General features: G+C 59.4%; 1 protein-coding gene. It reads right to left on the bottom strand.

Translation table 11 applies throughout. The annotated features are described in order from the left end of the window. Nucleotides 1–303 precede the first annotated feature (303 nt). Nucleotides 304–816, bottom strand: coding sequence for a hypothetical protein (locus tag IE264_RS38865; protein ID WP_189214504.1), 513 nt, complete (start codon nucleotides 814–816; stop codon nucleotides 304–306). Nucleotides 817–931: the final 115 nt, after the last annotated feature.

Genomic DNA, 931 nt, shown 5'->3' with positions numbered 1-931 from the left:
GAATCTGAGTCTTACGCGCCAGCCCGTCAGTCGTACGCACCAGCCCACGAGTCGTACGCGCCAGCCTATGAGTCGTACGCGCCAACCCATGCGTCGTACTCCGCACCACCCAAGCCAGCACCAGCTCAACACCCATCGTACACAGAGAAGCCTGCCCAGCCCCGACCTGCCCCTCAACACCCTTCTGGCACCGTCCAATCCCCTACATTCCACGCCCCTGGACCCGTCCGTCTCCCATCTGGCCCAGCTGTTGGAGGTTTCGGAAATGGTGGTGGCATGATCCCTGGAATTGGTCTCGGAGGTCTAGGATTCGGAGCTAACGCCGATGTTAATGTTGGAGGAGGCCTCGGTGCAGGAATTGGAGGTATCTTCTCGGGCAGTACAGATCTCGCCTCGGGCATCAGCGGCAACGTCATGGGCAACGTCGGTGTCGGCCTCGGCGGTCTCGCAGGAGCCGGTATCAATGCAGGCGCCCATGCGGGAGTCGGTGTTGGTGCTGGAGCCCGCGTTGGAGCCGGTGTCCACGCCGGTGCGAACGTAGGAGCTGGTGCTCGTGTTGGAGCCGGTGTAAACGCCGGTGCGAACGTAGATGTCGGGGCTCGTGTTGGAGCCGGTGTCAACGCCGGTGCCAACGTAGGAGCTGGCGTCGTGGGTCCCATTGGAGTCGGAGTTGGCGCTAATGTCGATGCAAATGTTGGTGTGGCCCCTATTGGCGCTGGAGCCCACGTTGGAGCTGGTGTCAATGTTGCTAGCCCCGTTGGTCCCATCTACGCTGGTGCAAACGTTGGCGCTGGAGTAGCTGTATAAACCGCTCACGACTCTTAGATGTTATCCCCCACATCTTGTGTAGTAATTACATTCGTTTTTCACGTCCTCCCATGATTCCCAATACACACGCAACACAGAATGAGTACAGCCGAGTTCATCTTGG

It is taken from the genome of Streptomyces microflavus (genome assembly GCF_014650075.1).
GTDB lineage: Bacteria > Actinomycetota > Actinomycetes > Streptomycetales > Streptomycetaceae > Streptomyces > Streptomyces microflavus.
Note: the sequence above shows the minus strand (reverse complement) of the source record. Positions and strands in the feature narration are given on the sequence as shown.